Origin of the sequence: Paraprevotella clara YIT 11840 (assembly GCF_000233955.1) — a bacterium.
GTDB classification, from domain to species: Bacteria; Bacteroidota; Bacteroidia; order Bacteroidales; family Bacteroidaceae; genus Paraprevotella; species Paraprevotella clara.
On the sequence record NZ_JH376688.1, the window covers coordinates 1 to 613 of the forward strand.

At 38.7% G+C, this 613-nt stretch carries 1 protein-coding gene; it reads left to right on the forward strand.

Translation table 11 applies throughout. The features are described from left to right. Nucleotides 1-402 (forward strand): hypothetical protein (locus HMPREF9441_RS17075; protein ID WP_008623452.1); only part of this gene is annotated, 402 nt, incomplete at its 5' end. Between the last annotated feature and the right edge of the window lie 211 nt (nt 403-613).

A 613-nucleotide genomic window follows, 5' to 3' on the forward strand; every position in this document is an offset into this window, starting at 1 on the left:
AAGCGTATGCAACGGGTGGCTAACTGGATGCAGCAGAAGTGGCCTTCAGTGGTTTCTAATATATGGTTTGGGGTATTTATGGGGAGTGCTTGGGTTGTTGGTGATTTTTTTAAGCTACCGATTGACATTCGGCATATTACCTTTGCCAGTGGTAACTTAGCCTATGGACTTTATGGGGTAGATTTTATTATTAGCCTTGAGAATATTATTTGGTGTATATTGGGGATTGGTATTATAGGCTTTGGCAATTTTATAGTGAGCTTTCTGCTCTCGCTTTGGATAGCCTTGCGTTCGCGCGAAGTACCTCTTTCAGAATTGAAGCACTTAGCAGGCTGTGTGTGGCGTGCTTTTAGAGCCCAACCTCGTGCTTTCTTTTTACCAGTGAAAGAGAAAAGTGAATAATAAAAAAGAGAGACGCTACAATATAGCGTCTCTCTCTTTTTGTTTTTTTGATATCTTATTTGTTATGCTCTTGTAAGTAGGCTTTTCGTACTTTTTTGAAGAGCTCAGAAGAATACACAAAATCAGTTACAGCTTCGTTATCTGTTTGGAAGATATTATCCTTAGAGCCTTCCCATTCTTTGTATCCATTTTTAAGAAATACTATTTTAGC